Raw genomic sequence first — 22,271 nt, 5'->3', positions numbered from 1 at the left:
TCGTTACTTAACACTTCCCAATCGGTGATGCTGCGTGTCGTCAGTCCAAAGCCCTCAAAGTGAGCTCGTTGGTGCGTTGTATCGCGACCATCGCGGTTGGCTGTTGGCCTGGCTACGACGCAATGTGGCCTGTCCGCAACGGGCCGAAGACCTGAGTCAGGACACTTTCGTACGTTTGCTGGGTCGTGAAGAACTGAAGGAGCCGCGTGAACCTCGCGCGTTTCTGGTGGCGATTGCCAAGGGGCTGCTGTTCGACTATTTCCGCCGCGCCGCGCTGGAACAGGCCTACCTCACCGAACTGATGCTGATCCCCACGGGTGAACAACCGTCGGTGGAGGAACAGCAACTGATCCTCGAAGACCTCAAAGCCATCGACCGCCTGCTCGGCAAGCTCTCAAGCAAAGCCCGGGCGGCGTTTCTCTATAACCGTCTCGATGGCCTCGGCCACGCCGAAATCGCCGAGCGCCTGGGCGTGTCGGTACCGCGGGTGCGCCAGTATCTGGCCCAGGGCATTCGTCAGTGCTACATCGCGCTGTACGGTGAGCCGGTATGAGTCCGGTCAGTTCGAAACCCGTCTCGGCGCAGGTGCTGGATGCCGCGATTGCCTGGCAGTTGTCCCTGGACTCCGGCAACCCGGTGGAGCGCGAAGAGTTCGCCAAATGGCACGCCGCCCACGAAGAACATGCGCGGGCCTGGCGCCAACTGGGCATGCTCGACCAGCGCTTCAGCGTTGCCAGCGGCCCGGCACGCACCGCGTTACTGCAATCGCGCGAAAGCATTCGCCGGCGCGTGCGCAAACTCGGCAGCGGCTTGGCCAGCATCGTCGCGGTGATCGGGTTGGCGTTGTTTGCCGGTGATCGTTATCTGCCGATCGACTATTGGCTGGCCGACCAGCGCACCGCCACCGGCGAACAACGCACCCTGCGCCTGACCGATGGCACGCTGATCAACCTCAACACCCACAGTGCCGTGGATGTGCGTTTCGATGAAAAACAACGGCTGATCATCCTCCAGGAAGGGGAAATTCTCGTCGAAACCGGCCATGGCGACACCCGGCCGTTCATCGTCGAAACCCGCGAAGGCAGCATGCGCGCACTGGGAACAAGGTTCCTGGTCAAGCGTGAAGAACAAGGTACACGCCTGAGCGTGCTGAAATCAGCGGTGGCGGCTCACCCCGAGTCGAGCCCGGAAGAGCAGATTCTGCGTGAAGGCCAGCAAGTCCTGATGCGCAGCAATGGCCTCGGGCCGATCGTCGCGCTCACCCTCGGCGCCGATGCCTGGACCCGCGGCATGCTGGTGGTGGACAACACACGGCTGGAAGACCTGGTCCATGAACTCGGTCGTTATCGACGCGGGCATCTTGGCGTTGCGCCAGAAATCGCCGACCTGCGCATCACTGGCAGCTTCCCGCTGCACGACACCGATCTGGCCCTGAGCGCCCTGCTGCCGACCCTGCCGGTGCAGATCGAACAGCACACGCCGTGGTGGGTGACGGTCGAGGCGAAGACTGACGCTAAATGATCGTTCCCACGCTCTGCGTGGGAATGCAGCCCGTGACGCTCCGCGTCACATGCCGAAGCGGACGCAGAGCGTCCATTGAGGCATTCCCGCGCAGAGCGTGGGAACGATCCCCCCTTAGCGACTGGTTTACTGAATCGAAATTATTTTCAATCAGCCCTATCACTTTTGAATTCTCGTCCGGCACCTAGGCAATTGAGAAATATTTCCATTCAGGAGCCGCTGTATGTCCCGCTCGCTAGACACCGTGTTGCGCCCCAGTTTGCTGGCGATTGCCATTGCCCTTAGTGCCCCTCTGGCCAGCAGTCAGCTGATGGCCGCTGAACAGGCATCCAGCGTTCGCGCCTACAACCTGCCGGCCGCGGCATTGGCCAACACTCTGAACCAGATCGCCAGCCAGGCGGGTCTGGCGCTGTCGTTGAATCCTTCACTGGCGGCAGGCAAGACCTCGGCACCGGTCAACGGCCAGTTCGACGCTGCCGGCGCCCTGCGCGAAGCCTTGCGCGGCACCGGTCTGCAACTGGAACAAAGCAGCACTGGCACCTTCAGCCTGGTGGCCGTGCCCGAGGGTGTGATGGCTCTGCCGGCGACCAGCGTGATCGGCGCGGAAAACACCGAGAGCGCTTGGGGTCCAGTACAAGGCTACCTCGCAAAACGTACGGCAGCAGGGACTAAAACCGATACGGCGCTGGCGGAGGCACCGCGGTCAATTTCTGTTGCCACCCGTGAACAGATGCAAGACCGCGCCGTGCAAAACCTGGATGACGCAGTCCGTTACATGCCCGGCGTCGTAGCCAGCAGCTACGGCAGCGATAGCCGCGCCGAGTGGTTGAAGGTTCGTGGATTTGAGCCCACCCAATTCCTTGATGGACTGCCCCTGCCCAAGGGCACCTATGCCATGCCGAAGATGGAAACCTGGGATCTGGAGCGTGTAGCATTGTTGCGTGGCCCGGCATCGTCGGTCTATGGCCAGACGCCTCCTGGTGGCTTGATCGATATGGTCAGCCGCCGCCCCGAAGACATTGCCAGCAACGAAGTGCAGTTGCAGATCGGCAGCTATCAGCGCAAGCAGATCAGCTTCGACAGCACCGGCCCCATCGATGACGAAGGACGCTTTCTTTACCGTGTCAGCGGCGTGGTGCGAGACAGCAATACAGCCATCGAGCACAACGATGACAAGCGTTACAACATCGCTCCCAGCCTGACATGGAACATCGATCCCGATACCAAGCTGACGTTCCTGAGCCAGTTCAACCGTGACGACACAGGCATCACCAGCCAGTTCCTTCCTTTACAAGGCACCAAGCTTTCAACGCCTGCTGGCGAAGTGAAGTACCACAAGAATCTCGGTGATCCGGAGTGGGAGTTCTACGACAAGACCTATTACGCGTTGGGATATGCTTTTGAGCACCGGATGAACGATGTCTGGCAGTACCGTCAGAACCTGCGCTACACCAAGAGCGACCTGTCCTTCCAAGGCATTACCGCAGGCGGTTTTTATGGTTCGGTCAGTGACGACGGTACCCTCGCCCGAGGTGCCAACATCGTCAACGAAGACATCAGCCAGTTCGCCGTGGATAACAATTTCCAGGCGGACTTCGATACGGGCTCGATCAGGCACACCGTGTTGCTGGGCCTGGACCACCAGCGCGTCAACACCAATTACAAATGGCTGTATGGCAGCGCGCCGCCCAGCAACATCATCACCCCGATCTACGGCCAGGACTTCAGCAACGTCAGCTACACCGCGTTCAATGATTACAACCAGAAGACCCATGACACAGGTCTGTACTTCCAGGACCAGATGGCCCTGGATAGCTGGCGCCTGACGTTGGGCGGCCGTCAGGACTGGCTGCACACCGATACGACTTTCTACAACATGAACGATGCAAAGGACACCCGCGACGACACCGCCTTCACCGGCAACGCTGCGCTGAGCTATGTGTTCGACTCAGGCTTCACACCGTACATCTCCTACGCCGAATCCTTCCAGGCGGAAGCCGGCGGTGCCAATGGCGAGGCGTTCCGTCCAGGCACTGGCAAACAATATGAGATCGGTATCAAGTACCAGCCTCCGGGCAGCGACATGTTGTTCACCGCAGCGGCCTATGACCTGACCCGCAAGGACATCGTGCTCAGTGACACCCTGGGTGTATCTCGCCCTCTGGGTGAGGCCAACGTGCGCGGGTTCGAGTTGGAAGCTACCGGAAACGTCAACGAGAACTTGAAATTGACGGCCGCGTACACCTACGCCAACAGCAAGATGACTAAAGTCACCGACCCTCTGGATAAAAACCGCCCACTCCCACTGACCCCGGAAAACCAGGCTTCTGCATGGGCTGATTACACGTGGCATACCGGTGTTCTGGATGGTTTCGGAATCGGCTTCGGCGTGCGCTATATCGGCGAAACCGACAATATCGCCATCGGCAGCATGGGCTTCGTACGCGATCCATCAGACGGCCATAGCAGTTCCTACACCGTCTATGACGCGGCAGTCCATTACGACCTGGGCCGCCTGAACAACACGCTCAAGGGTGTGAGTCTCAGCGTCAATGCCAACAACGTATTCGACAAAGAATACATTTCGACCTGCGACGGTTTTTACTGCTACTACGGCGACCGTCGCAACGTAATGGCCAGCGTCGGCTACAAGTGGTAACGCCTTGATCTGACACACCTGATATCCAAGCCGTCCCTCGAGGACGGCTTTGGTATTTCTGAAGGCTATGAAATGAAAAGCAAAACAATTCGCCGCTGGTCCTTCGTCCACACCTGGAGCAGTCTCATCTGCACCGTGTTCCTGCTGATGCTCGCACTGACCGGCCTGCCATTGATCTTCCATCACGAGATCGACCACTTGCTGGGCGATGCCGCTGAATTGAAGACGATGCCGGCGGACACCCCGCATCTGGATTTGCAGCAGTTGGTGCAGGCCGCTGAAAAGCATCGCCCCGGCGAAGTGATGCAGTATTTCGGCTTCGACGAAGACGAGCCCAACGCCGCGATCACGATCATGGCGGCCACCGCCGGCACTGAACCGAATTCGTCTCACACCTTCATGCTCGACGCCCGCACCGGCGAAGCGCTGGAGATGCCGTCGGCCAACGGCGGCTTCATGATGATCATGTTGCGCCTGCACGTGGACATGTTCGCCGGTCTGCCGGGCAAGTTGCTGCTGGCGTTCATGGGCATTCTGTTCGTGGTGGCGATTGTTTCCGGGACGGTGCTGTACCTGCCGTTCATGCGCCGCTTGAAATTCGCCACCGTGCGCCAGGACAAATCCACGCGCCTGCGCTGGCTCGATCTGCACAATTTGATCGGCGTGGTGACCTTGACCTGGGCCTTGGTGGTCGGCGTCACCGGCGTCATCAGCGCTTGCGCCGACCTGCTGATCGCCGCGTGGCGCAACGACAGCCTGAGCGCGATGGTCGCGCCCTATCGCGACGCGCCGCCATTGACCCAACTGGCGCCTGCGACCCGCTTGCTCGACATCGCCAAGGAAGTCGCTCCGGGCATGCAGCCGGACTTCATTGCCTTTCCCGGCACACGCTTCTCCAGCGAACACCATTACGCGGTGTTCATGAAAGGCAGCACTCACCTGACCTCGCACCTGCTGACACCGGTGCTGATCGACGCCAGCACCCTGCAAGTCACCGCCGTGGCTGAACGCCCGTGGTACATGGACGCCATGGGCATGTCCCAGCCGCTGCACTTCGGTGATTACGGCGGCATGCCGATGAAAATCCTCTGGGCGACGTTGGATGGGCTGACCATCGTCGTGCTCGGCAGCGGCGTTTATCTTTGGGTGGTGCGGCGCAAGGCGGTGAAACCGGTGCTCGAAAACGCGGAGAGTGCAGCATGAGGCCGCGGCAGTCGAATTTCTGGAAAGTCTTCTCCACCCCGACAGTCATCGCCCTGCTCAGCGCGGCGGGGTTGTTTTCCGCGTTGCTGGGCGATGGCGTGTGGGACGCCTTGAGCTGGCTTGGACTGGGCATTCCCGCCATCCTCGCCCTGCGCGGCCTGCTGCAACGCCGCTAACCCAAATCGATCGGCGAACTCCTGTAGCAGCTGTCGAGCAGCGCGAGGCTGCGTCCGGCTGCGTAGCGGCCGCAGTCCGGCAAACGCGATTTGTCTGAAACAACTCGGCCGCAGGATGCACGACTGCTGCGCAGCCGGACGCAGCCTCGCGCTGCTCGGCAGCTGCTACAGAGTTAAATGCGCCAACCGTTTGAGCTCCCGGATCCACGCGCTATGCTGCCCAGCACTGCCCACTCCGAGATGCTGCCATGTCCGCCCCCAGCATGACCCTGTTCCACAACCCGTTGTCGCCCTTCGTTCGCAAAGTCATGGTGCTGCTGCACGAAACCGGTCAACAGGACCGCGTAGCGCTGCAAGACTGCGTGCTCACACCGGTCAGCCCGGACCTGATGCTCAACGAAGACAACCCGCTGGGTAAAATCCCGGCCCTGCGCCTGGCCGATGGCAGCGTCATCCACGACAGCCGGGTGATCCTCGATTACCTCGACCACCAGCACGTCGGCAACCCACTGATCCCGCGTGACGGCTCGGCCCGCTGGCGGCGCCTGACCCTGGCCTCCCTGGCCGACGGGATCATGGACGCGGCGGTGCTGATTCGTTATGAAGTCGCCCTGCGTGCCCCGGAAAAACACTGGGATGAGTGGCTCGACGGCCAGCGCGAGAAGATTCGTCGTGGCCTGGCATTGCTGGAAGCGGACGCGATTGCCGAGCTGACCAGCCACTTCGACGTGGCGGCGATCAGTGTCGCCTGTGCGTTGGGCTACCTGGATTTGCGCCATCCGGATCTGGAATGGCGCACGGTGAATCCGAAGCTGGCTGCTTGGTATTTCGAAGTCAGTCAGCGGGCTTCGATGCTGGCGACGATGCCTAAGGTTTAGATTTTCACTGGCTGTTCGGGCCTCTTCGCGAGCAGGCTCGCTCCCACAGTTGATCGGTTGTGTGCACGAATTTTGTGTTCACTGGAGATCCCTTGTGGGAGCGAGCCTGTTTGCGATGGCACCACAGCGGATCCACTGGAAACAACACCGCAATCCGCGTCGCCAACGCTTCCCCTTCCCGCTGATCCTCACGCAACCCCAACGACCGGCTCATTCCACAGCCCCGAGATCAAACGCCAACGGCTTGGCCGGCTTCTGCCCGATCCCGTACCAGTCCAGCTTGCGGGTCAGCACCATGAACACACCTAACAACCCGAACAACAGCAGCGAACCCATCAGCAACGCGTAATCCTCGGCACTGAGCAAGCCATAGAGCAAGCCATACAACGCCGCCAGTCCCGCCGAAAAACTCAAGCCGTGACGCACGCTGCGCAGCACATGGCAGACATAAAACCCGATCAACAACACACAGCTGCCCGCCGACAACAGATACGCCAGGGCAAAGCCGATGTGCTCGGACAGCGATAGCAACAGCAGGTAGAAAAACGCCAGCGCCACACCCACCAGCGCGTACTGGATTGGATGCACGGCCATGCTTTTGAGCACTTCGAACAGGAAGAAACCGGCGAAGGTCAGGGCAATGAACAGCAGCGCGTATTTGATCGCCCGATCGCTTTTCAGGTACTGATCCACCGGGTCGATGAAGCTCACCCCGAAGTTGCGGCTCTTGAACTCGTCACAACGGTCGCTGGTCAGGCAGTTGGTCAAGGCTTCTTCCAGGTTGGTGGAAAAGAACGAAGTCTGCCAATTCGCGGTAAAACCTGTGCCGGTGACTTCACGCTGAGCCGGCAAGTAGTTGCCGATAAAACTCGGGTGAGGCCAGTTGGCGGCCAGTTGCACCTTGCTGGTTTTGCCGACCGGAGTGATCTGCAACTGGCCGGTGCCCTGCAGGCGCAGGTCAAAGGCGAATGCCAGTTCCGCGCCTTTGTGCCTGTCCAGCGCGGGCAACTTGACGTGTGCCCCCTCGCCTAGCCAACCCAGCTGCGTGCCCGGTTCAAATTCCAGACTCTGACCGTTGAGGTCCAGTTTCAGGGCATTTTCGATCCCGCGGATATCGCTGATGCCTATCGTCAGGAACGCTTGGTCAAACTGATAATCGGCGAAATCTTCCTCGATGCCCATTTGCGCGGGAATCGAAAACAGGCCGCTGATGTGGTTGTCGGCGTGGTACAGCCGCGCCTCGTAAATACCCCGCGAGCGCAACTCGGTCTGCACCTTGCCGTCGAGCTCGAAACGCTCCGGCAGAAAATACAGTTGGCCGCGTTCTTCGCCGATTTCCTGATAGCGCTTGTTGGTTTTCTCATTGGTCTTCCAGGTGCGCACCACCTTGCGATACGGCACTACCATGATCGGACCGCTCAGTTGCTGGCTGTAGCTGGAGCTGCGGGCGATGTCTTCGAGGACAACGTCGCGCAGTTGCTGGCGATCCTGGATCACGCCGTTGATCATCAAGAGCGGGATCAGCAACAACAGAATCAGAAGGGCAATTGCCCCCAGTTTTAGGGTCAGGCTACGGTTCATGGGACTCTCCCTGTTTGGATGGGGCGAGTCTGGGTGGTGTGTGTGGGGGATTTATGGGAGGAATGTGGAGAGTGTGTGGAGACTGGTTGATGTTGATCGTTTGATCGTTCCCACGCTCTGCGTGGGAATGCAGCCCGGGACGCTCCGCGTCCCATCCAAAGCCGAACGCAGAGCGTCCGTTGAGGCATTCCCACGCAGAGCGTGGGAACGATCACACGGGGAAGCGCAAACCTGCTTCAACACCGTCCCCGACATTGCCGATGCATAGTTCTCCGCCATGCAGCTTCATCACCTCTTCAACAAAATTGAGTCCCAGCCCCGTGCTCTTGCGCCCGCTGTCCGGTCGCGGCAGTGAATAGAATCGTTCGCTCAACCTCGGTAACGCATAGTCGGGAATCGCCTCGGCCTGGTTGAAGAGTTTGAATTCGATTTGCTCGCCAACCTTCGCAGCACTGAATCGCAGCAAACCCCGAGCCGGGGTGAAGTCCAAAGCATTCTCCAGCAGATTGCCCAGCGCCTGACGCAACAGGAACGGCTCACCGGTCAGCAGCAGATCCGCTGGGATCGTTTGCTCCACGCGCAACTGCTTGCCTTCGATGCGCGCCGCCTGAGCGCTCAGCAATTCATCGACCAACTTCGCCAGCGGCACCGTCACCCGCTCTTCCAGCCCTTGGCGTTGCTCGACCACGGCCAGGTTCAACAGGCGTTCAATCAACTGCTGCATCCGCGCGCTTTCGCTGTCGATGTTGCTGACAAAACGCTGTTGCTGGGCCAGCGGCATCTCGCCCTGCAACAACTCCGCCGCGCCGCGAATCGCCGCCAGCGGGCTTTTCAGTTCGTGGGTCAAGGTGTGTACGTAACGCTCGACATAGGCTTTGCCTTCGAGCTGCGTGCGCATCTGCTCCACCGCCGTCGCCAATTGTTCCAGTTCGCCACCACGGTAATGCGGAACCTCGACCCGCCGGCCTTCACTGACCGCCTGAGCGTAAGCAGTCAACCGCCGCAGCGCCGCGCTCAACCACCACGACAACAGCGCGCCAAACAGCAGACCGAGGCCGATCAACCCGGCGCCCCAGGCAAGCAATCGCCGCTCGGTGCGATCAACGTATGGCTGCAACGAGCTATTGGGTTTGGCGACGGTGACCACACCGATGATCTGGCCGTTGTCGCGAATCGGGGCGCCGACGTGCATCACTGAGGAGCTCGGATCGTCTGGATCGCTGCGGCTGGAACGAGCGCCGTATTCGCCTCGCAGGGTCAGTAAAACGTCGTTCCAGCGCGAGTAGTCCTGCCCCACTGCCATGCCGCTGGAGTCCAGCACCACAACACCCTTGGCATCGGTGACGTAGATGCGGTGGTTGACCTGATTCTTCGGCAATCCCCAGATGTTCGCCTTCGGTTGCCGTTCGCCATAAGCCTTGAGCAGCTCGGGCCAGCGGTTCTGGTTCAGGGTGCCGGCCTTGAAGTCGTCGCGCAGGATTTCGGCCATCAGGTTGGCGGTGTCGACCAGCGTTTCTTCGGTGGACTGGCGCACGCCGGGACGGATTTCTTCCATCACGGTGTTCAGCACGAAATAACCGGTCAGGCCGATAAACAGCACATAGACCAGAAAGATCCGGATCCCCAGCGGCATCAGCTACGCCCCGGGCTGTAGCTGTAGCCGAGGCCGCGATGGGTCTGGATCGGCTCCGCGTCGGCTTTCACCTGGCGCAGTTTGGCGCGCACGCTCTTGATGTGGCTGTCGATGCTGCGCTCGTACCCGGCATCGGCGGCGACACCCAGCGCATCGAGCAATTGCTCGCGGCTGAAGACCCGTTCGGGTTGCTCCAGCAGGCATTGCAGCAGACGGAATTCATGGCGGGTCAGGGTTAGCAGCTGACCGCGGTAGCTGATCTGTACCCGTTCGCTGTCGATGCGAAACAACGTCGATGCCACCTCGGCGGTCGCTCGCGGCGCCATGCGTTTGAGAATCGCCCGGACCCGCGCCGCCACTTCCCTTGGGCTGAACGGCTTGACCACGTAATCGTCGGCACCGATTTCCAGGCCCACGACGCGATCGATTTCAGCATCACGGGCGCTGAGGAAGATCACCGGCACTTCGCTGAAACGGCGCAATTGCTTGCAGGTCTCGAAGCCGCTGATGTCCGGCAGACCAATGTCGAGAATGATCAGGTCGGCCGGTGTCTGGCGCTGATGCTCAAGCGCCGCGGCGCCAAGGCTCAGCCAGGTGGTGGTGAAGCCCTCGCCCTGCAAGGCGAAAATCAGGGTGTCGGCAATCGCCGCTTCGTCTTCGACAATCAGGATATGAGGCATGGCGTCCGAGCCCGGCAGTTAAGTGGGCGAACGGTGCCCCAAGGCTCACGTCACGTCAATGAGACCACTTCAAATCAGCAGTCGGGTTTGTCCGCCGTAAAGCGCCGTGCCGGGTTCACCGCCGCGCCGAACTCACGCAAGGCTTTGGCGCCAATCAACAAAGGGTAATTGAAGCTGCTGCGATCGGTGAGGTTGACCTCCACGGTGCGCTTGACGTTGCCCAGGCACAGCTCCAGATCGACCACCGGACGCTTGGTGGGTTCGACCGATTCGTTGTCGTCGTCATCTTCTTCGGAGCGGGTCTTGATCTTGCTGATCCGCGCGACCTTGTGCTCGTAGACCTTGTTGCTCGCGCCTTTGGTAGCGAGGCGGAAACGCACCCACTCGTCGCCATCACGAGTGAAGGTTTCGATGTCTTTGGCCGACAGCGACGCGGTCAGGGCGCCGGTGTCCATCTTGGCCTTGAGGACTTCGCCACCGATTTCCGGCAGCGCGATGTATTCGTAGCGCCCGTACAGGGTCGGCTCAGCAGCCAGGACCGGCAGGGCTATAAGGGAAAGCAGTGCAAGGAGGGATTTCACGTAATGGGCTTCCTTGAGGAGTGGGCAGCGGAATTTTAGACCGTCAGTGAGCAATTCGTTCGTTCTTGAAATCGCTTCGCGGGCAAGCCACGCTCCCACGGGGTTTCGTGTCGTTCACAAACCTTGGGTACACCCCAATCTACTGTGGGAGCGGGCTTGCCCGCGAAGAGGCCGGAACAGTCCCCCCACAAATGACTGACAGGTTCAAATCTGCTCAAGCATACCGCCGAAAAGGTGAAACATTTGTCGTCACCGATTTGGCCTGCCGTCCGAAGCTGCTTATCATTGCGCGCCCAGAAGCTTTCAAGAGTTATCTATGCGCCGCCTGCTCACCGGCTGTTTCGTTACCCTGCTGCTGTTGCTCAACACCCTGGTCCTGTTCGGGCCGCTGATGGTGTTCGCCTTGCTCAAACTGTTCCTGCCCGGGCGCTTGCGTGATTACGCCTCGTGGACGGTGATGGCGATCGCCGAGACCTGGGCCGAAATCGACAAGCTGATTTTCCGCCTGTGCATCCCCACGCAATGGGACATCCGTGGCGGCGATGACCTGCGGGTCGACACGTCGTATCTGGTGATCAGCAACCATCAATCCTGGGTCGATATCCCGGCGCTGATCCAAACGCTGAACCGACGCACGCCGTTCTTCAAGTTCTTCCTCAAGAAAGAGCTGATCTGGGTACCGTTCCTGGGGCTGGCGTGGTGGGCGCTGGATTACCCGTTCATGAAACGCTACACCAAGGCATTCCTGGCGAAGCACCCTGAACTGGCCGGCCAGGACCTGGAGATCACCAAAGCGGCGTGCGAGTTGTACAAGCGTCAGCCGGTGACAGTGGTCAATTACCTGGAAGGCACGCGCTATACCGCGGCGAAAAGTGCCCGGCAGCAATCACCCTTCACCCACCTGCTCAGGCCCAAGGCTGGCGGCGTGGCGTTTGTTCTGGCGGCAATGGGCGAACAGCTGGACGCGGTCCTTGATGTGACGGTGGTTTATCCGCAGCCAACGATTCCGGGCTTCTGGGATTTGCTCAGCGGTAACGTGCCGAAGGTCATCATCGACATCCAGACCCGCGAACTCGACCCGGCGCTGTGGCAGGGCGATTACCAAAACGATCCGCAGTTTCGCGAAACCATCCAGAACTGGGTCAACCAGCTCTGGATCGAGAAGGATCAGCGCATCGACGCGTTGCGCGCCGAGCGCCGCTGAATCAGATACCGGTGCCGGTGCCTGCGCCCCAGATCCCGCCCAGGTTTGTCAGCAGTGAACCGCCGACGCCCTGCTGACCGAAAAATTGCAGAAGCACGGGGGCAAACAGGCCGATCATCCCAGTGTCCATGCCCAATGCGCTGAAGGCACTGTTCAGGTCGTTGGTGTTACTCACGTTGCCCATGAGGTTGTCCAGACCTGCCGCTTTACCGGACGAGCCAAGCAAACCGCTGAGGACGCCCAGTTCACCGCCACCGGCCAGCAAGTCGATGCCGGGCACGCTTTTGGCCAACTCCGAGTAGTCGGTCGAACTCAATTGATTCCTCGCCAGACCGAGCATCGCCCCGGCACCGCCAATGGCTTGTTCCGGCGTCACGTTCAATTGGCTGAGCGCACTCAGCAAACCGGCGGTCTGCGCGGTCTGCGCGGTCTGCGAAGTCGGCGCGGCGGCGTCATCGCCCTGCGTGCCGGAGAGGGCATTGGCCGCGTCGAACAGGTTGAACTGAGCAAAGACCGGACTGGCCGCCAGACACATCAGCGAAGCCAGTGCAAAACCGCGTGAAATCTTCATCCAGACATCCTCATGTGCCATGAAAACCGCCCGGCAATGGGCGGCGAAAAACCGTGGTTTGGACTGGCATCCAGGGGGATTGTTCCCAGGTTTGGCAAGCGCCTGACGAACAGTCGAAAAAAAATTGACCGGCACAGGCCGCGCGTTGGCAGCCCTGTAAATGATCGTTCCCACGCTCTGCGTGGGAATGCCTCCTGTGACGCTCTGCGTCACGCTTTGGGACGCGGAGCGTCCCGGGCTGCATTCCCACGCAGAGCGTAGGAACGATCATCATCCAACAAAAAACGGCGACCCGAGGGTCGCCGTTTTGTTTTGCCTGAAGCCTTTACGCCGCGCTGAACAGTTTGTGTGGATCGATCACAAACTTCTTCGGCACGCCCGCATCGAACTCGCCATAACCACGTGGCGCGTCATCCAGACTGATGACTTCCACGCCAACAATGTCGGCAATGTGGATACGGTCCCACATGATCGCCTGCATCAGTTGGCGGTTGTACTTCATCACTGGCGTTTGACCCGTGTGGAAGCTGTGGGATTTGGCCCAGCCCAGACCGAAGCGGATGCTCAGGCTGCCCATCTTCGCGGCGGCGTCGACTGCTCCCGGATCTTCAGTCACGTACAAGCCCGGGATACCGATTTTGCCAGCCACCCGAACCACGCCCATCAGCGAGTTGAGCACGGTGGCCGGAGCCTCGTGTTTCACCCCGTCATGGCCGTGACCACGCGCTTCGAAGCCCACGGCGTCGACGGCGCAATCCACTTCTGGCTCGCCCAGCAGTGCGGCGATTTGCTCGTGCAGCGGGGTGTCCAGGGACAGGTCGGCGATTTCGAAACCCTGAGCCTTGGCGTGTGCCAGGCGGACAGTGTTGACGTCACCGATGATCACCACGGCCGCGCCCAACAGGCGAGCGGAAGCGGCAGCGGCCAGACCGACAGGACCGGCACCGGCGATGTACACGGTGCTGCCCGGACCAACGCCGGCCGTCACTGCGCCGTGGTAACCGGTCGGCAGGATGTCGGAGAGGCAGGTCAGGTCGCGGATTTTTTCCATGGCCTTGTCGCGGTCAGGAAGTTTCAGCAGGTTGAAGTCGGCATACGGCACCATCGCGTATTCAGCCTGACCGCCGGTCCAGTCGCCCATGTCGACATAACCGTAAGCACCGCCCGGACGCGCCGGGTTGACGCTGAGGCAAACGCCGGTATGCATTTCCTTGCAGGAACGGCAGCGCCCGCAAGCTACGTTGAACGGTACGGACACCAGGTCGCCGATCTGCAGGTTCTCGACGTCGCTGCCCTTCTCGATCACTTCACCGGTGATTTCGTGACCCAGTACCAGGCCGGTTTGAGCGGTTGTACGACCGCGCACCATGTGCTGGTCGGAACCACAGATGTTGGTGGAAACCACACGCAAGATGACAGCGTGGTTGATCTTCCTGCCGCGCGGGTCCTGCATTTTCGGATAGTCGATTTTCTGTACTTCGACTTTGCCATTGCCGAGATACACCACACCACGATTGCCAGACATGCTTTCACCTCGCTGTTGTTTTTATGTAACGGTCGCGTCGCCATGGGTCGGCGGCGCGTTGATTGCTCGGGTTATTGCCTGTGTGTCTTTGCGTTGTTTGTCAGGGCCTCATCGCGGGCAAGCCCGCTCCCACAGTGGACGGGGTGAACACAAGGTCTGTAAACGACAAAGGACCCTGTGGGAGCGGGCTTGCCCGCGAAGGCGATCTAAAGAACGACTGTGCGATTGGCGTTAAGGAACACTCTTCGTTCAATGTGATAACCAACGGCTCGCGCCAGGGTCAGCCCTTCGATATCCCGCCCCTTGGCGATCAAATCTTCCGGGTAATGACTGTGATCCACAGCTTCCACGCCCTGGGCGATGATCGGGCCTTCGTCCAGGTCGTTGTTGATGTAGTGCGCCGTGGCGCCGACCAGTTTCACGCCCTTGTTGTAGGCCTGGTGATAAGGCTTGGCGCCCTTGAAACCCGGCAGCAGGGAGTGATGGATGTTGATCGCCTTGCCGTCGAGTTTGCGGCACAGCTCGGGCGACAGGACTTGCATGTAGCGGGCAAGGATCACCAGTTCGGCGCCGGAGTCTTCGATCACCTGCCAGACCTGACGCTCCTGCGACGGTTTGTCGTTCGGGTCCAGCGGAAAGTGGTAGTACGGAATCTGATGCCAGTCCGCCAATGGCTTGAGGTCCGGGTGGTTGGAGACCACGGCGGCCACGTCCATCGAGAGCTGGCCGATGCGCTGGCGGTAGAGCAAATCGTTGAGGCAGTGATCGGCTTTGGAAACCATGATCACCACTTTCGGGCGGTAGTTCGGCGGCGTCAGTTCGAAGATCATGCCGAAGGCTTTACCACGCTCTTCGAGACCGGCGCGGAAGGCTTGCTCGTCGAAGCCGTCGGGCTGGCGGAATTCCACGCGAATGAAGAAACGGCCCGAAAGCCGGTCATCGAAGGAATGGTGCTCAGTGACGTAGCAGCCCTGCTCGAACAGAAAGCGGGTCACCGCGTCCACGGTGCCGAGGACGCTTGGGCAGTCGGCGGTCAGAATCCATGTGTCTGGGGCGCGGCTCATAGTGCGGTGACTCCTGTAGCGAAACTGATCGTTCCCACGCTCTGCGTGGGAACGCCGCCATGGACGCTCTGCGTCCGCTTTGGGACGCGGAGCGTCCCGGGATGCATTCCCACGCAGAGCGTGGGAACGATCTTTACGCCTGGACGCTCAGGCCATATTCGGCGGCCGCATCCTGCAACCACAACCACCAGTAATCCGAGAAGCTGCGACGAATCAGCAGTTCCCAGGTGTCTTCGGCGGTGTGACGGATCACCAGTTGCGACTTGGCAAACACGGTGCCCACAGCCTTGCCCACCGGGAAGCTGTTGGGATGCACGTCATAGCTGGTGGACTTCATCAGCACCTGGCGCACGTTCGGGCCGCTCAGTTCGAGCAGCTGCTGGCCGCCGCTGACGTTGGTGATCGCAATGTGCAGGTTGCCCAGCGCTTCACGCAGTTTCTTCTCGGCAGCGAATTCTTCACCGGTCGGCACGATCAGCAGCCATTCATCCGGCCCCATCCATTGCAGACTGGTTTCGCCTTTGACGATGACGGTCAGCGCGCCCGGCAATTCGATACCGAGGGCTTTGTGCACACCGGCTGCGAACGCAGCATCATGGCCATCGCCACGGATGGTCAGGTGGCCGAGGAGTTTCTTCTCACGCACGATCACGCCGGCGTTTTTGCGGCCCTTGCCCACCAGGCTGGCGAGGTCGGCATGATGCAGCGACGACTCGGCCTTGGCCCCAGTGGTTGGGCGTTGTTGGTAAACATTGGCTGCGGTCATAAAGCACCTGTTCCTGTATTCGTATTCCTGTGGGAGCGTGGCTTGCCCGCGATGGGAGCAACTCGGTCTGCCTGTGGCACCGCGTTATCGTTCATCGCGGGCAAGCCACGCTCCCACAGGTACTGTGGTGTTAAACGTTCTGGCGATCGCCTTTCGGATCGAAGAACACCGAAGAAACGATTTCCGCCTCGATCACGCTGCCGTCGGCCAGCGGTGCGAACACCCGCTCACCCATGCGCTTCAAGCCGCCCTTGACCACACCCATGGCAAACGAATAGCCCAGGGAGTTGTGCAGGTAACTGGAAGTCACGTGACCGACCATGGTCATCGGAATGGTTTGCTTGGTGTTGAACACCAGTTGCGCCCCTTCCGGCAGCCATTTGGTCGGATCGATCGGCTTCAGACCGACCAACTGTTTGCGTTGATCACGCACGCAGTCTTCGCGGTTCATGCCACGCCAGCCGATCCACGAGAACGGTTTGGTGCGACCGACACACCAGCCCATGTTCAGGTCATCCGGGGTCATCGAGCTGTCAGTGTCCTGACCGACGATGATGAAGCCTTTCTCCGCCCGCAGAACGTGCATGGTTTCGGTGCCGTAAGGCGTCAAGTTGTACTTCTTGCCGGCCTCGACGATTTTTTCCAGAACGCCCATGGCGTAGTCGGCCTGCACGTTGACTTCGTACGACAGTTCACCGGTAAACGAAATCCGGAACACCCGCGCCGGCACACCGCCGACCAGACCTTCTTTCCAGGTCATGAACGGGAAGGCTTCGTTGCTCAGGTCAATGTCGGTGACTTCGCTGAGCAGCTTGCGGCTGTTCGGCCCGGACAGGGTCATGGTTGCCCAGTGATCCGTCACGGACGTGAAATACACCTTCAGATCTGGCCATTCAGTCTGGTGGTAGATTTCCAGCCATTGCAGCACGCGTGCAGCGCCGCCGGTGGTGGTGGTCATCACGAAATGGTTGTCGGCCAGGCAGGCAGTCACGCCGTCGTCGAACACCATGCCGTCTTCTTTGCACATCAGGCCGTAACGGGCCTTGCCCACGTCGAGCTTGGTCCAGGCGTTGGTGTAGATGCGGTTGAGGAACTCACGCGAATCCGGGCCCTGGATGTCGATCTTGCCCAGGGTCGAAGCGTCCAGCAGGCCGACGCTGTCGCGCACGGCTTTGCATTCACGCTTCACGGCGGTATGCAGGTCTTCACCGTTTTTCGGGAAGTACCACGGACGCTTCCATTGACCGACGTCTTCGAATTCGGCGCCATTCTTCACATGCCAGTGATGCAGCGCAGTGAAACGCACCGGCTCGAAGATGTGCCCACAGTGACGACCGGCCACGGCGCCGAAGGTTACCGGCGTGTAGTTCGGACGGAACATGGTGGTGCCCATCTGCGGGATGGTCACGTTCAACGAACGGGCGGCGATGGCCAGGCCGTTGACGTTGCCGAGCTTGCCCTGGTCCGTACCGAAGCCCAGTGCGGTATAGCGCTTGACGTGCTCGACCGACTCGAAACCTTCGCGGGTCGCCAGTTCGATGGCGGCAGCGGTGACGTCGTTCTGCAGGTCGACGAATTGCTTCGGCGCACGTGCGGTGTTCTTTTCATGCGGCACCTGGAACAGCGCCAGTGTTGGCTCTTCCAGACGGCTCAGGGCTTTCGGCAAGGTGCCTTCGACCACGCTGAAACCGGCTTCGCTGGCGGCGCGAGCACCACCTGCAAAACCATCGACCAGGGAATCGCCGAGGCCGTAGACGCCGTTGATGCCACCGACGCACACGCGTTTCTGCGGTGCTTCGCCCGGTACGAAACCGAGGATGTCTTCACGCCAGATCGGCTTGCCGCCCAAGTGCGACGCCAGGTGAACCACCGGGCTGTAACCGCCGGAACTGGCGACCAGGTCGCAATCGAGCCACTCGCCCGGGCTGGTCACGGTGTGTGCTTTGACATCGATCGCGGCAACGCGAGCGGCGGTCACGTGCTTGCTGCCACGGGCCTCGATCACAGCGCTGCCGGTCAGGATGCGGATGCCCTTGGCGCGCGCTTCTTCCACCAGCGCACCGCGAGGGTTGCTGCGGGCGTCGGCGATCGCCACGACTTGCAGGCTGGCGTCGAGCCAATCCAGTGCAACGCGGTAGGCGTGATCGTTGTTGGTCGACAGCACCAGTTTCTTGCCCGGTGCCACGCCGTAACGACGCACGTAAGTCGACACAGCGCCGGCGAGCATGTTGCCCGGCACGTCGTTGTTGCCGTAAACCAGTGGACGCTCGTGAGTACCGGTCGCCAGCACGACACGCTTGGCGCGAACCCGGTGGATGCGCTGACGCACCTGGCCGATCGGGGCGCGGTCGCCGAGGTGATCGGTGAGGCGCTCGTGAATGGTCAGGAAGTTGTGGTCGTGGTAACCGTTGACCGTGGCGCGGGGCAACAGCAGCACGTCCGGAGTATTTTTCAGCTCGGCGATGACGCTGGCGACCCACTCGGTGGCAGGCTTGCCGTCGAGGCTTTCGCGGGAATCGAGCAGGCTGCCGCCGAACTCTTCCTGTTCATCGGCCAGGATCACACGCGCACCGCTACGGGCAGCCGCCAATGCAGCCGCCAGACCCGCAGGGCCAGCGCCGACGATCAGCACGTCGCAGTGCTGGTTCATGTAGTCGTAGGTGTCCGGATCGTTCTCGGTCGGCGAGCGGCCAAGACCAGCAGCCTTACGAATGTACTTCTCGTAAGTCATCCAGAACGATTGCGGGTACATGAAGGTTTTGTAGTAGAAGCCCGGCGGCATCAGCTTGCCGCCGACCTTGCCGAGAATCCCCATCATATCGTTGTTCACGCTCGGCCAGCCGTTGGTGCTGGTGGCGACCAAACCTTGATACAGCGCTTGTTGCGTGGCGCGTACGTTCGGGATCTGCGTGGCTTCGGTCGCGCCGATCTGCAGCACGGCGTTCGGCTCTTCGGCACCGGCGGCGAAGATGCCGCGTGGACGCGAGTACTTGAAGCTACGACCGATGATATCGACACCGTTAGCCAGCAAGGCCGCGGCCAGAGAATCGCCCTCAAAGCCTTTGTAGGTCTGGCCGTTGAAGGTGAAGCTCAGCACTTTGTTACGGTCGATGCGTCCGCCGTTGGACAGGCGATTGATCTGGCTCATACCTTCTCTCCCAGAGCCGTGGCGGCCGCTTTCGGGCTATCGGTCTTGTCGGTGAATTGTGGCTTGGCGCCGATCTTGTAGGTTTCGAGAATCTCGTAGGTCACGGTGTCACGGGTGGCGTTGAAGTACTGACGGCAACCGGCGACGTGATCCCACAGTTCGTGGTGCAAACCGCGAGGGTTGTCGCGGAAGAACATGTAGTCGCCCCACTCCTCGTCGGTGCAGCTGTTCGGATCCAGTGGACGCGGGATGTGCGCCTGGCCGGATGCGTGGAATTCCTCTTCGGAGCGCAGTTCGCCGCAGTGAGGACAGAAGATATGCAACATGGGGATTTCTCCTGTTAGTGGGCAACCGCAGCAGCGCCGTGTTCATCGATCAACGCACCGTTGTGGAAACGGTCGATGGAGAAAGGTGCAGCCAATGGGTGCATTTCACCCTTGGCCAGACTCGCGGCAAACACGTTGCCCGAGCCAGGTGTTGCCTTGAAGCCACCGGTGCCCCAACCGCAGTTGAAGAACATGTTCGGAACCGGGGTTTTCGAGATGATCGGGCAGGCGTCCGGCGTGGTGTCGACGATGCCGCCCCACTGACGGTTCATGCGCACGCGGGACAACACCGGGAACATCTCGACGATGGCTTGAATGGTGTGCTCGATCACCGGGTACGAACCACGCTGGCCGTAGCCGTTGTAGCCGTCGATACCGGCGCCGATCACCAGGTCGCCCTTGTCGGACTGGCTGATGTAACCGTGTACGGCATTGGACATGATCACGCTGTCGATAATCGGCTTGATCGGCTCGGACACCAGCGCTTGCAGCGGGTGCGATTCGATCGGCAGACGGAAACCGGCGAGTTTGGCCATGTGCCCGGAGTTACCGGCGGTCACCACACCGACGCGCTTGGCGCCGATGAAGCCCTTGTTGGTTTCGACACCGATGCACACGCCGTTTTCCTTGCGGAAACCGATCACTTCGGTCTGCTGGATCAGGTCCACGCCCAAGGCATCGGCGGCACGGGCAAAGCCCCACGCCACGGCATCGTGACGGGCCACGCCGCCGCGACGCTGGACGGTGGCGCCCATCACCGGGTAGCGAGTGTTTTTCGAGCAGTCGAGGTACGGAATCTCGTCGGCCACTTGCTTGGCATCGAGCAGTTCGCCGTCCACGCCGTTGAGGCGGTTGGCGCTGACCCGACGCTCGGAATCACGGATGTCTTGAAGCGTGTGGCACAAGTTGTAGACGCCGCGCTGGGAGAACATCACGTTGTAGTTCAGGTCCTGGGACAGGCCTTCCCACAATTTCATCGCGTGTTCGTACAGGTGCGCCGACTCGTCCCACAGGTAGTTGGAGCGAACGATGGTGGTGTTGCGCGCGGTGTTACCGCCGCCCAGCCAGCCTTTCTCGACCACGGCCACGTTAGTGATGCCGTGCTCTTTGGCCAGGTAGTAGGCGGTCGCCAGACCATGCCCGCCACCGCCGACGATGACCACGTCATAGACCTTTTTAGGGGTCGGCGTGCGCCACATCTTCTGCCAGTTTTCGTGATGGCTGAGGGAGTGTTTGAAGAGGCCGAAGCCCGAGTAGCGTTGCATAGTCATTTACTCCAAAACCGCGCTCAGCGATAAACCGGGAAGTCCGCGCACAAGGCCGAAACGTGCTGCGCAACATTGGCCTCGACATCGGCGTCGCCGAGGTTGTCGAGGATGTCGCAGATCCAGCCGGCCAACTCGACGCACTGGGTCACCTTGAAGCCGCGAGTGGTCACCGCCGGGGTGCCGATGCGCAGGCCGGAGGTCACGAACGGCGACTGTGGATCGTTCGGGACAGCGTTCTTGTTCACGGTGATGTGGGCGCGACCGAGTGCTGCATCCGCGTCTTTGCCGGTGAGGCCCTGACGGATCAGGCTGACCAGGAACAGGTGGTTATCGGTGCCGCCGGACACTACATCGTAGCCGCGTTTGATAAATACGCCGGCCATGGACTGGGCGTTGTCGATCACTTGTTGCTGGTAAGCCTTGAAACCAGGCTCCAGCGCTTCCTTGAAGCACACCGCTTTACCAGCGATCACGTGCATCAACGGGCCGCCCTGTGCGCCGGGAAATACCGCGGCGTTGAGCTTTTTCTCGATCTCTTCGTTGGACTTGGCCAGGATCAGCCCGCCACGTGGACCGCGCAGGGTCTTGTGGGTGGTGGTGGTGACCACATCGGCGTATGGCAGAGGATTCGGGTACAGGCCAGCGGCGACCAGACCGGCGACGTGGGCCATGTCGACGAACAGCAGCGCACCGACCTTGTCGGCGATCTGACGGAAACGTGGGAAGTCGAGGGTCTTGGAGTAAGCCGAGAACCCGGCAACGATCATTTTCGGCTTGCACTCGACGGCCAGACGTTCAACTTCGTCGTAGTCAATCAACCCGGTCTTGGTGTCGATGCCGTACTGCACGGCGTTGTAGAGCTTGCCCGAGGACGACACTTTCGCGCCGTGGGTCAAGTGACCGCCGTGAGCCAGGCTCATGCCGAGAATGGTGTCGCCCGGCTGGATCAGGGCCAGGTAAACGGCGCTGTTGGCGGAAGAACCGGAGTGCGGCTGCACGTTGGCGTAGTCGGCACCGAACAGTTGCTTGGCGCGTTCGATGGCCAGCGCTTCAACTTTATCGACGTGCTCACAGCCACCGTAGTAGCGCTTGCCCGGATAGCCTTCGGCGTACTTGTTGGTCAGGCCGCTGCCTTGCGCTTCCATCACGCGCTTGCTGGTGTAGTTCTCGGACGCGATCAGTTCGATGTGATCTTCCTGGCGTTGCTCCTCGGCATTCATCGCCGCCAGCAGTGCATCGTCGTAACCCTGGATCTGGTCTTGCTTGCTGAACATCGCGTCTCTCCCAGCGGCATCTATGCGCCATTCGTCTCGGTAAGGCACTGGTGTTTCGACAGTGCCCTTTGAATGCGATGGTATGACCGGCGCAGACAGGCCAAATGCCTACGGACGCCACGCAAAGGTGCGTTTACGACATGGACCGAAATGGCTGGCCGGACACAACCCTTGAAGTCGCCTGGATCCCCTGTGGGAGCGAGCCTGCTCGCG

The 22,271-nt window shown here is 60.7% G+C and carries 19 protein-coding genes; 7 read left to right on the top strand and 12 right to left on the bottom strand.

What is annotated here, in order from left to right; translation table 11 throughout:
• The first annotated feature begins 34 nt into the window (after positions 1-34).
• The 6 genes from ACQ4OB_RS15400 to ACQ4OB_RS15375 all read left to right on the top strand — a co-directional run bounded on the left by ACQ4OB_RS15400 (position 35) and on the right by ACQ4OB_RS15375 (position 6,437).
• Positions 35-553, top strand: a complete 519-nt coding sequence (locus ACQ4OB_RS15400) for an RNA polymerase sigma factor (protein ID WP_430955991.1) — start codon at positions 35-37, stop codon at positions 551-553.
• Entirely contained in the window at positions 550-1,521 is a 972-nt protein-coding gene (locus ACQ4OB_RS15395; RefSeq protein WP_430955990.1) for a FecR domain-containing protein, read from the top strand. Before ACQ4OB_RS15400 ends, ACQ4OB_RS15395 begins: the two co-directional genes overlap by 4 nt.
• Before the next feature lie 223 nt (positions 1,522-1,744).
• On the top strand, positions 1,745-4,180 hold the full coding sequence (locus tag ACQ4OB_RS15390) for a TonB-dependent siderophore receptor (protein WP_102614889.1): 2,436 nt from the start codon (positions 1,745-1,747) through the stop codon (positions 4,178-4,180).
• A 72-nt stretch (positions 4,181-4,252) separates the two neighbouring features.
• Positions 4,253-5,383: a PepSY-associated TM helix domain-containing protein gene (locus tag ACQ4OB_RS15385; RefSeq protein WP_430955989.1), complete on the top strand. Its 1,131-nt coding sequence runs from the start codon at positions 4,253-4,255 to the stop codon at positions 5,381-5,383.
• Entirely contained in the window at positions 5,380-5,559 is a 180-nt protein-coding gene (locus tag ACQ4OB_RS15380) for a hypothetical protein (protein WP_074871475.1), read from the top strand. Before ACQ4OB_RS15385 ends, ACQ4OB_RS15380 begins: the two co-directional genes overlap by 4 nt.
• A gap of 248 nt (positions 5,560-5,807) precedes the next feature.
• Entirely contained in the window at positions 5,808-6,437 is a 630-nt protein-coding gene (locus ACQ4OB_RS15375) for a glutathione S-transferase (RefSeq protein WP_074871476.1), read from the top strand.
• A gap of 210 nt (positions 6,438-6,647) precedes the next feature.
• On the opposite strand, the gene creD is transcribed toward ACQ4OB_RS15375, so the two are convergent.
• The 4 genes from creD to ACQ4OB_RS15355 all read right to left on the bottom strand — a co-directional run bounded on the left by creD (position 6,648) and on the right by ACQ4OB_RS15355 (position 10,912).
• Positions 6,648-8,018, bottom strand: coding sequence for a cell envelope integrity protein CreD (gene creD / locus ACQ4OB_RS15370; RefSeq protein WP_430955988.1), 1,371 nt, complete (start codon positions 8,016-8,018; stop codon positions 6,648-6,650).
• A 211-nt stretch (positions 8,019-8,229) separates the two neighbouring features.
• Entirely contained in the window at positions 8,230-9,651 is a 1,422-nt protein-coding gene (gene creC, locus ACQ4OB_RS15365) for a two-component system sensor histidine kinase CreC (RefSeq protein WP_430955987.1), read from the bottom strand.
• On the bottom strand, positions 9,651-10,331 hold the full coding sequence (gene creB, locus ACQ4OB_RS15360) for a two-component system response regulator CreB (RefSeq protein ID WP_430955986.1): 681 nt from the start codon (positions 10,329-10,331) through the stop codon (positions 9,651-9,653). Before creB ends, creC begins: the two co-directional genes overlap by 1 nt.
• 74 nt (positions 10,332-10,405) lie before the next feature.
• Positions 10,406-10,912 carry an ATP-dependent zinc protease family protein gene (locus ACQ4OB_RS15355; RefSeq protein ID WP_074871484.1) on the bottom strand — a complete coding sequence of 169 codons (507 nt, stop codon included), beginning with the start codon at positions 10,910-10,912 and terminating at the stop codon, positions 10,406-10,408.
• Between the two features lie 316 nt (positions 10,913-11,228).
• Between ACQ4OB_RS15355 and ACQ4OB_RS15350 the strand changes: the two genes are divergently transcribed.
• Positions 11,229-12,116, top strand: a complete 888-nt coding sequence (locus tag ACQ4OB_RS15350; protein WP_430955985.1) for an acyltransferase — start codon at positions 11,229-11,231, stop codon at positions 12,114-12,116.
• Between the two features lies 1 nt (position 12,117).
• Here the strand turns inward: ACQ4OB_RS15350 and ACQ4OB_RS15345 are convergent, their stop codons facing one another.
• From ACQ4OB_RS15345 to glyA, 8 genes are all read right to left on the bottom strand, one after another.
• The gene (locus ACQ4OB_RS15345) at positions 12,118-12,687 is read right to left on the bottom strand and encodes a DUF2780 domain-containing protein (RefSeq protein ID WP_430955984.1); all 570 of its coding nucleotides are present in this window, start codon (positions 12,685-12,687) and stop codon (positions 12,118-12,120) included.
• Between the two features lie 325 nt (positions 12,688-13,012).
• Positions 13,013-14,212, bottom strand: a complete 1,200-nt coding sequence (gene fdhA / locus ACQ4OB_RS15340; protein ID WP_074871488.1) for a formaldehyde dehydrogenase, glutathione-independent — start codon at positions 14,210-14,212, stop codon at positions 13,013-13,015.
• A gap of 206 nt (positions 14,213-14,418) precedes the next feature.
• Positions 14,419-15,276, bottom strand: coding sequence for a formyltetrahydrofolate deformylase (purU, locus tag ACQ4OB_RS15335; protein ID WP_074871490.1), 858 nt, complete (start codon positions 15,274-15,276; stop codon positions 14,419-14,421).
• A 133-nt stretch (positions 15,277-15,409) separates the two neighbouring features.
• Positions 15,410-16,042, bottom strand: coding sequence for a sarcosine oxidase subunit gamma (locus ACQ4OB_RS15330; RefSeq protein WP_074871492.1), 633 nt, complete (start codon positions 16,040-16,042; stop codon positions 15,410-15,412).
• Positions 16,043-16,172: 130 nt separating this feature from the next.
• Positions 16,173-19,190: a sarcosine oxidase subunit alpha gene (locus tag ACQ4OB_RS15325; protein ID WP_074871494.1), complete on the bottom strand. Its 3,018-nt coding sequence runs from the start codon at positions 19,188-19,190 to the stop codon at positions 16,173-16,175.
• Positions 19,187-19,516 (bottom strand): sarcosine oxidase subunit delta, encoded by a 330-nt coding sequence (locus ACQ4OB_RS15320; protein WP_033053963.1) that lies wholly within the window; start codon positions 19,514-19,516, stop codon positions 19,187-19,189. Before ACQ4OB_RS15320 ends, ACQ4OB_RS15325 begins: the two co-directional genes overlap by 4 nt.
• Positions 19,517-19,530: 14 nt before the next feature.
• Positions 19,531-20,781: a sarcosine oxidase subunit beta gene (locus ACQ4OB_RS15315; RefSeq protein WP_007947735.1), complete on the bottom strand. Its 1,251-nt coding sequence runs from the start codon at positions 20,779-20,781 to the stop codon at positions 19,531-19,533.
• Positions 20,782-20,804: 23 nt separating this feature from the next.
• Positions 20,805-22,058: a serine hydroxymethyltransferase gene (gene glyA / locus ACQ4OB_RS15310; RefSeq protein WP_430955983.1), complete on the bottom strand. Its 1,254-nt coding sequence runs from the start codon at positions 22,056-22,058 to the stop codon at positions 20,805-20,807.
• Positions 22,059-22,271 lie beyond the last annotated feature (213 nt).

It is taken from the genome of Pseudomonas sp. ES4 (assembly GCF_050586665.1).
Classification (GTDB): domain Bacteria; phylum Pseudomonadota; class Gammaproteobacteria; order Pseudomonadales; family Pseudomonadaceae; genus Aquipseudomonas; species Aquipseudomonas frederiksbergensis.
This window is presented reverse-complemented; position numbering and strand designations above follow the sequence as displayed.

Bases quoted from the DNA above. Each gene is read 5' to 3' on its own strand.
- ACQ4OB_RS15395 (WP_430955990.1), top strand. From the start codon at position 550: ATGAGTCCGGTCAGTTCGAAACCCGTCTCGGCGCAGGTGCTGGATGCC.
- ACQ4OB_RS15390 (WP_102614889.1), top strand. From the start codon at position 1,745: ATGTCCCGCTCGCTAGACACCGTGTTGCGCCCCAGTTTGCTGGCGATT.
- ACQ4OB_RS15385 (WP_430955989.1), top strand. From the start codon at position 4,253: ATGAAAAGCAAAACAATTCGCCGCTGGTCCTTCGTCCACACCTGGAGC.
- ACQ4OB_RS15380 (WP_074871475.1), top strand. From the start codon at position 5,380: ATGAGGCCGCGGCAGTCGAATTTCTGGAAAGTCTTCTCCACCCCGACA.
- ACQ4OB_RS15375 (WP_074871476.1), top strand. From the start codon at position 5,808: ATGTCCGCCCCCAGCATGACCCTGTTCCACAACCCGTTGTCGCCCTTC.
- creD (WP_430955988.1), bottom strand. From the start codon at position 8,018: ATGAACCGTAGCCTGACCCTAAAACTGGGGGCAATTGCCCTTCTGATT.
- creC (WP_430955987.1), bottom strand. From the start codon at position 9,651: ATGCCGCTGGGGATCCGGATCTTTCTGGTCTATGTGCTGTTTATCGGC.
- creB (WP_430955986.1), bottom strand. From the start codon at position 10,331: ATGCCTCATATCCTGATTGTCGAAGACGAAGCGGCGATTGCCGACACC.
- ACQ4OB_RS15350 (WP_430955985.1), top strand. From the start codon at position 11,229: ATGCGCCGCCTGCTCACCGGCTGTTTCGTTACCCTGCTGCTGTTGCTC.
- ACQ4OB_RS15345 (WP_430955984.1), bottom strand. From the start codon at position 12,687: ATGAAGATTTCACGCGGTTTTGCACTGGCTTCGCTGATGTGTCTGGCG.
- fdhA (WP_074871488.1), bottom strand. From the start codon at position 14,212: ATGTCTGGCAATCGTGGTGTGGTGTATCTCGGCAATGGCAAAGTCGAA.
- purU (WP_074871490.1), bottom strand. From the start codon at position 15,276: ATGAGCCGCGCCCCAGACACATGGATTCTGACCGCCGACTGCCCAAGC.
- ACQ4OB_RS15330 (WP_074871492.1), bottom strand. From the start codon at position 16,042: ATGACCGCAGCCAATGTTTACCAACAACGCCCAACCACTGGGGCCAAG.
- ACQ4OB_RS15325 (WP_074871494.1), bottom strand. From the start codon at position 19,190: ATGAGCCAGATCAATCGCCTGTCCAACGGCGGACGCATCGACCGTAAC.
- ACQ4OB_RS15320 (WP_033053963.1), bottom strand. From the start codon at position 19,516: ATGTTGCATATCTTCTGTCCTCACTGCGGCGAACTGCGCTCCGAAGAG.
- ACQ4OB_RS15315 (WP_007947735.1), bottom strand. From the start codon at position 20,781: ATGCAACGCTACTCGGGCTTCGGCCTCTTCAAACACTCCCTCAGCCAT.
- glyA (WP_430955983.1), bottom strand. From the start codon at position 22,058: ATGTTCAGCAAGCAAGACCAGATCCAGGGTTACGACGATGCACTGCTG.